This window comes from Dialister sp. UBA1703, assembly GCA_002320515.1.
GTDB lineage: Bacteria > Bacillota > Negativicutes > Veillonellales > Dialisteraceae > Dialister.
Window position 1 is genome coordinate 31,475 of the sequence record DCJJ01000020.1, and the last position, 7,787, is coordinate 39,261.

Here is a 7,787-nt window from a genome sequence, read left to right on the forward strand (position 1 = left end):
GGGGACTTATGAAATATGCAGCTTTGGCACTGGCAGCCGCCTGCCTCTTTCTAACCTCCGGCTGCAGGGCGGAAAAGCCTCTGGCCGGAGGGAGTCATCCCCCTGTGACCCTCTCTTCCTGGGGGGTTTCCTGGGATAGGGAAAGGGGAATGGAGGAATATGAAAAAACAGCGGATCTCTGCGATGGCATTTCCCTTTTTGCCGCTGATTTTGATGAAAAGGGAAATCTCCATTTCCCTGAAAATCTGGAAAACCTGAGACCTAAAGGGAATGTGCCTGTCTACCTTACCGTTGTGAACGACAGGGCCCTCCCTGGAGGGAAAATGGTGGAGAAAGACCGGGAAATGGTGGCGAAAAAGCTGAAAACAGAAGAAAGCCGCTACCACCATGTGAAAGATATCATCCGTCTGGCAAAGGAAAAGCGGGTAGACGGCATTGAAGTGGACTATGAGAAAATAGGGCAGGACAGGGAACTCATGAATCATTTCTGCGACTTTACCCGCATGCTGGATCTGGAGGCCCGGGCAGCCCATCTTAAAGTGCGCATTATCCTGGAGCCTTCCACGCCTATGAACCTTCCTTACAGTGAAGGGCCGGAATATGTGGTGATGATGTATAACCTCTACGGCACCCACAGCGGCCCCGGGCCGAAGGCGGACAGGGATTTTATTGAAAAAATGCTGAAAAAGATGGTTCATCTTCCCGGAAAGAAGGCAGCAGCATTCTCTACCGGCGGATGCCTGTGGCAGGACAGCCATCTTTTTGGGCTCCTGGGTGGAAAGAAAAAATATATTACAGAAATCGAAGCCATCCGTCTGGCAGAAACCCATCATGCTGTGCCTGAAAGGGACCCGGAAAGTGCAGCCCTTCACTTTTCCTATAAAGAGAACGGGTCTTCCTATGATGTGTGGTATGGGGACAGGGAAACCATGAACGCATGGATTACACTGGCAGCCAATGAGGGCATATCGTCCGTTTCTCTGTGGCGCCTGGGAGGCGTGGATATGAATGGTTTAAGAAAGGATTAGGAGGAGCGGATATGACAGCGTTATGGAGAATCAATCACCTGAAACCCGCTTTTCTGGCAGCAGTCTGTGCGGCGGCTCTTCTGGCATCAGCAGGAATCCCGGAGGCGGCAGCAGATGGCGGGACGGCTCCCTTATCCGCTGCTCCTGCCCTGGCAGAAAAGGCGGCGGTGCATAAGGCAGTATACAGCGCAGCGGACAAGGAAAGATACGATACGCTCCGGCGGGAAAACCAGGGCAGGCTGGCTCCGAAGGAAAGGTTTATAACCACCACGGCGCCTGCGATTATTGTTACCTTTGGCGGACTCACAAGGAGGCAGTCGGTGGATGATATGCTTTCCTATCTGGAGGGCAAAGGCGTGACTGCCACCTTCTTTGTGACGGAGCTGGAACTTCAGAAATACGGAGATACCATACGGGACATTGTAGACCATGGGCATGAACTGGGGCTGGGACTGAGAACCGGTACGACCGGCGATTATTATGAAACCTGTGCCCAGATCGAAAGGCTGGAACGGAATCTGTCCCGCCGCTTCGGCGTAAGGCCTGCCTTTGCACGGCAGATATTCGGAAAGCCGTTGCCGGAAGTGGAGGAGGCCTGCTCCGCCATGGGCATACGGCTTATCGGGCAGACGGTAAATACGGTACAAACAAAAGATAAGGCCGCCAAAACGCCGGAGGATATTTTTTCCCATCTCTTTGGCGCCAAGGTCTATTCCATGGGGAGAGGGCAGATTATTTACACGCGCCTTGATTTCTTGGACAACCCGGTTATGACATCGGACGTGCTGGACCTGATTAAGCGGAATAAGATAGATAACATAGCCTACCGTACGCCCACCGATTCGCCGGAAAAAAATCCTGCCAATGATTCCTCCTATTATATGACCGGCCTTGGAAAGGTACTGGAAGACAGGAGTCACCTGTGGGCCTATCCTGTAGACGTGAGCGTTGTCCCCTGGGACCTGCGGCCGGAAAACAGGGGCGTGCAGGTGAATAAGCGTAACTTTGAAGAACAGTTTGCCAAAAGGTACATCGGCTCTCCCCTGGTTAAAGACAGGGATAATATACGGGGATTCAGTAAGAGTGAAATCAGGCAGATGGACCGCACCGGCCGCATCCATGGAGTGAAAGACAGGACCCTTTTCCTAACCTTTGATGACTGGGGAACAGATGACTCCATCAATAAGCTGATGTATGTGCTCCGCAAGCACCATGCACAGGGGACTTTCTTTGTAATTACATGGAATGTGAAAAATAATCCAAACCTCCTGAGAGCTCTGGCGGAGGAGGGGAATTCCATCGGAAGCCATACCAACAGGCACAGGGCCATGGTCGCCCAGACAGGAGACTACGGGACCACCCTTCCCATGACGGAAGAGGAATATGAAAAAGATATTTCCTCTGCCTACGAAAAACTGGCCTTCACCGTAGGCGATGTGAAAGCAGGGGGGAAGCCGGCGTTAACAAGGCTTTTCCGCCCGCCCACTCTGGCCATCAGCAAGAAGGGGGCCATGGAAATTATGAATGCCGGGTATACTTACATGGTGGCCGGCTATGACAGTACCCATGACTATGCCGCACCGGGAGTTCAGGCTGTTGTAGGTGCCATCAACAATGGTATTTATGATGAAAACGGACAGGTGCGAAGTGGAACCATCATGGTCATGCATATGACTGAAACCGCCAGATATACGGCAGAAGCGCTGGATGATGTACTGACTGTCAATGATGCAAGGGCGGATGATGATCCGAAAAAAATTCAGGATAGGCAGGCTGGACGATTATCTGAAAGACGACTACAGCCAGAAGGATGATGAAGACAATATCATAAATTCCGTAAAAGGGCTTGCCTATAAGGCAGGCTGCTGCGGATAAGAAAAAAGCATGGAAGGAAATGATTTCCGTCCATGCTTTTTATGGTGCCATAAAATTAACCAAGTACCTCCATAATTTCCGCAAGGGTTGAGCAGAAATGGATGGAGGAGAGGTCTTCTTTTTCGATGAAACCGTTATCCAGCCAGTTTTGGAAGAGAGTCTTCAGCGGGTCATATATCCCGTCTATATTGGCGATGAGGATGGGCGGGCGGCTCTTTGGGGCGGCGTAGATGCGGTAGTGGCTGAAGGTGTCGGAAAGTTCTTCCAGGGTGCCTATGCCGCCGGGGAGGATAATGAAGGCATCGCCGGATTCGATCATTTTCTGCTTTCTTGTTATCATGTCCGGCACTTCGATGAGCTTAGTAATGCCCCGGTGGGCCTGCTCTTTTTCAATGAATACCTGGGGGATAATGCCGGTGACCCGGCCGCCGGCGGCCATGGCGGCGTCGGCGGCAAGGCCCATGAGCCCCACGGTGCCGCCGCCGTAAATCATGTGGAAGCCGCCCTTTCCCAGGGCTTCCCCCAGCCGTCCGGAAAAGGAGGGAAAGGCGGGGTCATTTCCGAAATGGGAGCCGCAGTAGACTACAATGTTTGTGTATTTCTTCATAAGTTTTCCTTTTCTTTACAATGGGTATATGAAATGCTGCTTATGGCTATTGTATCATAGAGAAGGGCAGGGAGTTTCCGGTTTCCTCTTTCCGTTTTGCCGCTTTCCGGAGGTGCTGAAGGCAGTCATGAAAAGGTGATTTCCAGGAGAATGGCACGCCAGGAACCGTGGTAAAAAGGTTATGCATAAACACGGAGAAAAAGGCGATAAAAAAGTTTGACATAGGCGTCAAGTGATGGTATAATTCCAATGTTGCGTGGATTTAGTGTGCTGTAAAGCAGGTGAGAATGAATGACACTGGAAGAATTGAAATCCGGTACATTTGTAGTCGGAATGAAAGAGACGGAGCGGGCTATCGAGAAGCAGGAAGCGGCATGTGTGTTTATTGCCTCGGACTGTGATGAAAGGATTTCCCAACCCCTTCTGGAAGCCTGCCAGTCGTCAGGAATTCCTGTGGAACGGGGATTCACGAAAAAGGAGATAGGCCGTGCCTGCGGTATCAAAGTGAAAGCCGCCTCTGCCGCTCTTATTAAATCCCGGTAATATCCTTTGGGGCTCTGCCCTGGAGGATCAATTATAAATTTACTTTTGAAGAAAGGAGGTGCCCATATTGCCGACAATTAATCAGCTGGTTCGTAAAGGCCGCCAGACTCTGGCTACCAAAGCGAAGACCCCGGCTCTGAAACAGTCCCCACAGAAACGTGGTGTCTGCACCAGAGTTTACACAGCTACCCCGAAGAAGCCGAACTCTGCTCTTCGTAAAGTAGCCCGTGTACGCCTGACCAACGGAATCGAAGTTTCTGCTTACATTCCTGGTGAAGGCCATAACCTGCAGGAACACTCCGTCGTCCTCATCAGAGGCGGCCGTGTTAAGGATCTTCCAGGCGTTCGTTACCACATTATCCGCGGCGCACTCGATACCGTAGGTGTATCCGGTCGTCAGCAGGGCCGTTCCAAATACGGCGCTAAGCGCGAAAAGAAATAATCGCATCATATCATTTCACTAATGTGACTAACAAAGAACGTTTTAAGGAGGAAATTAACAATGCCGAGAAAAGGTGCTGTTCCGAAACGTGACGTGCTGCCGGATCCCGTGTATGGAAACAAGACAGTAACCCGTTTCATCAATAAGGTTATGCTGGATGGCAAAAAGGGTGTCGCTGAAAAAATCGTCTATGGCGCATTTGACATCTGCCACAGCAAGCTGAACAAAGAACCGATCGAAATTTTCGAACAGGCTCTCAACAATGTTATGCCGGTTCTGGAAGTACGTGCCCGCCGTGTAGGCGGCGCCAACTACCAGGTGCCGGTTGAAGTCAGAGCAGACCGCCGTCTGACTCTGGGTATCCGCTGGATGGTCAACTATGCCCGCCAGCGCAGCGAACGTACCATGGAAGAACGTCTGGCAGGAGAACTGATGGACGCTTTTAACAATACGGGCGCAGCAGTAAAGAAGAAAGAAGATACTCATAAAATGGCTGAAGCCAACAAGGCTTTTGCTCATTATCGCTGGTAATTTTAATAAGGAGAAACAATCGTGGGCAGAGAATTTCCGCTTGAAAAAACAAGAAACATCGGCATCATGGCACACATTGATGCAGGTAAGACAACAACCACGGAACGAATCCTGTATTATACCGGTGTAAACCATAAGATCGGCGAAGTTCATGATGGCGCTGCCACCATGGACTGGATGGCTCAGGAACAGGAACGCGGTATTACCATTACATCTGCTGCTACCACCTGCCACTGGAAAGGCTATCGTGTCAACATCATCGATACCCCAGGGCACGTAGACTTCACTGTAGAAGTTGAACGTTCCCTTCGCGTACTCGACGGCTCCGTAGCTGTATTCAGTGCTAAAGACGGCGTTCAGACCCAGTCTGAAACCGTTTGGAGACAGGCAGACCACTACCATGTTCCCCGTATTGCATTCATCAACAAGATGGATACAGTAGGTGCAGATTTCCTGCATGCAGTCAAAACCATCGACACCCGTCTTCATGCCAAACCTGTTGCTATGCAGCTCCCAATCGGCGCACAGGATACCTTCAAAGGCATCATCGACCTGCTGACCAGGGAAGCTGAAATTTACGACAGCGATGACGGCAAAGAATATCATAAGGAACCGGTTTCCGATGATATGAAAGACGTGGTAGAAGAATACCGTGAAAAGATTATCGAAGCTGCCTGCGACGGCGACGATGAACTGGCTGAAAAGTATCTGGAAGGCGAAGACATTTCCATTGAAGAAATCAAAGCTTCCATCCGTAAACAGGTACTGGCATGCAAGCTCTTCCCCGTATTCTGCGGCTCCGCATACAAGAACAAAGGTATCCAGATGCTTCTGGATGCTGTCCTTGATTACCTCCCGTCCCCGCTGGATATTCCTCCGGTTAAAGGCACTTCCCTGGACGGCGAAGAAGAAGAACGCCCGGTATCCGACAGCGCTCCGCTGGCAGCCCTGGCATTCAAGATCATGGCAGATCCATTCGTTGGCAAACTGGCATACTTCCGCGTATATTCCGGCGAAATGCACCAGGGCACTTATGTTCTCAATTCCACCAAGGACAAGAAAGAACGCGTAGGCCGTATCCTTCTGATGCATGCTAACCACCGTAAGGAAATCGATGTAGCTTACACCGGCGACATTGCTGCAGCTGTAGGCTTCAAGGATGTAACCACCGGCGATACACTCTGCAGCCCGGACAACCCGATCATCCTTGAAAAGATGGAATTCCCGGATCCCGTTATTTCCGTTGCTGTTGAACCGAAGACCAAAGCTGACCAGGAAAAGATGGGCAACGCCCTCCAGAGACTGGCAGAAGAAGATCCGACCTTCAGAGTACACACCGATCCGGAAACCAACCAGACCATCATTTCCGGTATGGGCGAACTCCACCTGGACATCATCGTCGACCGTATGCGTCGCGAATTCAATGTAGACTGCACCGTAGGCAAACCTCAGGTTGCTTATCGTGAAACCATCCGCAAATCTGTTGAATCTGAAGGCAAATTCATTCGTCAGACCGGCGGTCATGGTCAGTACGGTCACTGCTGGCTCCGTCTTGAACCGATGGAAGCAGGCAAGGGCTTTGAATTCGCTAACGAAGTCGTTGGCGGCGTGATTCCTAAAGAATTCATCAACCCGATTCAGGCCGGCGTCGAAGCTGCTATGCAGGACGGCGTTGTAGCAGGATATCCGATGGTTGATATCAAAGTTACCGTATATGACGGTTCCTATCATGATGTCGACTCCTCCGAAATGGCCTTCAAAGTTGCAGGTTCCATGGCATTCAAAGACGGTGCCAAGAAAGCAGATCCTGTCCTCCTCGAACCATATATGAGCGTAGAAGTCGATGTTCCGGAAGATTACATGGGCGACGTTATCGGCGGCCTCAACTCCCGCCGTGGACGCATCGAAGGCATGGACACAGAAAATGGCGAATCCAGAATCAAAGGTTTCGTTCCGCTGTCTGAAATGTTCGGTTATGCAACCGCTCTCCGCAGCTCCACTCAGGGCCGTGGTACCTTCACCATGACATTCGACCACTATGAAGAAGTTCCGAAGGCTATTTCCCAGAAGATTACGGAAGAAAGACTCGGAAATAAATAATTTTTAAGGAGAAACCAAAATGGCAAAAGCTCATTACGAAAGAACAAAGCCGCATGTTAACATCGGCACTATCGGCCACGTAGATCATGGCAAAACAACCCTGACCGCTGCTATCACCAAAGTACTGGCTGAAGAAGGCAAAGCTAACTTCCTCGACTATGCTTCCATTGATAAAGCACCGGAAGAAAGAGCCCGTGGTATCACAATCAACACCTCCACCGTTGAATATGAAACAGAAAACCGTCACTATGCACACGTTGACTGCCCAGGGCACGCTGACTATGTAAAGAACATGATCACCGGCGCAGCTCAGATGGACGGCGCTATCCTCGTTGTATCCGCAGCTGATGGCCCTATGCCCCAGACCCGTGAACATATCCTCCTGGCTAAACAGGTAGGCGTTCCGGCTATCGTAGTATTCCTGAACAAAGCTGACCAGGTCGATGATCCCGAACTGATCGACCTCGTCGAAATGGAAATCAGAGATCTCCTCTCTTCCTACGACTATCCGGGCGATGATGTGCCGATTATCGTTGGCTCCGCTCTCGGCGCTCTCAACGGCAACAAAGAAGACGAACAGAAGATTCGCGACCTCATGGCAGCTGTAGATGAATACATCCCGACTCCTCAGCGCGACACCGATAAACCGTTCCTGATGCCT

General features: G+C 50.9%; 8 protein-coding genes. 7 read left to right on the forward strand and 1 reads right to left on the reverse strand.

The window, feature by feature from the left end; genetic code table 11:
- The first annotated feature begins 8 nt into the window (after positions 1–8).
- Positions 9–1,028, forward strand: a complete 1,020-nt coding sequence (locus tag B2Y11_RS01115; RefSeq protein WP_291055035.1) for a hypothetical protein — start codon at positions 9–11, stop codon at positions 1,026–1,028.
- A gap of 11 nt (positions 1,029–1,039) precedes the next feature.
- Positions 1,040–2,842: a polysaccharide deacetylase family protein gene (locus B2Y11_RS01120; RefSeq protein WP_291055038.1), complete on the forward strand. Its 1,803-nt coding sequence runs from the start codon at positions 1,040–1,042 to the stop codon at positions 2,840–2,842.
- 116 nt (positions 2,843–2,958) lie between these two features.
- Here B2Y11_RS01120 and B2Y11_RS01125 read toward each other — a convergent pair whose 3' ends face one another.
- Complete coding sequence (locus B2Y11_RS01125) at positions 2,959–3,510, reverse strand: TIGR00730 family Rossman fold protein (protein ID WP_291055041.1); 552 nt, start codon at positions 3,508–3,510, stop codon at positions 2,959–2,961.
- 291 nt (positions 3,511–3,801) lie between these two features.
- Here B2Y11_RS01125 and B2Y11_RS01130 point away from each other — a divergent pair, with 291 nt between their 5' ends.
- From B2Y11_RS01130 to B2Y11_RS01150, 5 genes are all read left to right on the forward strand, one after another.
- Entirely contained in the window at positions 3,802–4,053 is a 252-nt protein-coding gene (locus tag B2Y11_RS01130) for a L7Ae/L30e/S12e/Gadd45 family ribosomal protein (protein WP_291055044.1), read from the forward strand.
- 67 nt (positions 4,054–4,120) lie between these two features.
- Positions 4,121–4,495 carry a 30S ribosomal protein S12 gene (gene rpsL / locus B2Y11_RS01135; RefSeq protein WP_008860286.1) on the forward strand — a complete coding sequence of 125 codons (375 nt, stop codon included), beginning with the start codon at positions 4,121–4,123 and terminating at the stop codon, positions 4,493–4,495.
- A gap of 60 nt (positions 4,496–4,555) precedes the next feature.
- The gene (gene rpsG, locus B2Y11_RS01140; protein WP_008860287.1) at positions 4,556–5,026 is read left to right on the forward strand and encodes a 30S ribosomal protein S7; all 471 of its coding nucleotides are present in this window, start codon (positions 4,556–4,558) and stop codon (positions 5,024–5,026) included.
- A 21-nt stretch (positions 5,027–5,047) separates the two neighbouring features.
- Positions 5,048–7,126 (forward strand): elongation factor G, encoded by a 2,079-nt coding sequence (gene fusA, locus B2Y11_RS01145; RefSeq protein WP_291055054.1) that lies wholly within the window; start codon positions 5,048–5,050, stop codon positions 7,124–7,126.
- A 19-nt stretch (positions 7,127–7,145) separates the two neighbouring features.
- On the forward strand, positions 7,146–7,787 hold a 642-nt coding region (locus tag B2Y11_RS01150), incomplete at its 3' end, for a GTP-binding protein (RefSeq protein ID WP_291055057.1).

Bases quoted from the DNA above. Each gene is read 5' to 3' on its own strand.
- rpsG (WP_008860287.1), top strand. From the start codon at position 4,556: ATGCCGAGAAAAGGTGCTGTTCCGAAACGTGACGTGCTGCCGGATCCC.
- B2Y11_RS01120 (WP_291055038.1), top strand. From the start codon at position 1,040: ATGACAGCGTTATGGAGAATCAATCACCTGAAACCCGCTTTTCTGGCA.
- B2Y11_RS01130 (WP_291055044.1), top strand. From the start codon at position 3,802: ATGACACTGGAAGAATTGAAATCCGGTACATTTGTAGTCGGAATGAAA.
- B2Y11_RS01125 (WP_291055041.1), bottom strand. From the start codon at position 3,510: ATGAAGAAATACACAAACATTGTAGTCTACTGCGGCTCCCATTTCGGA.
- B2Y11_RS01115 (WP_291055035.1), top strand. From the start codon at position 9: ATGAAATATGCAGCTTTGGCACTGGCAGCCGCCTGCCTCTTTCTAACC.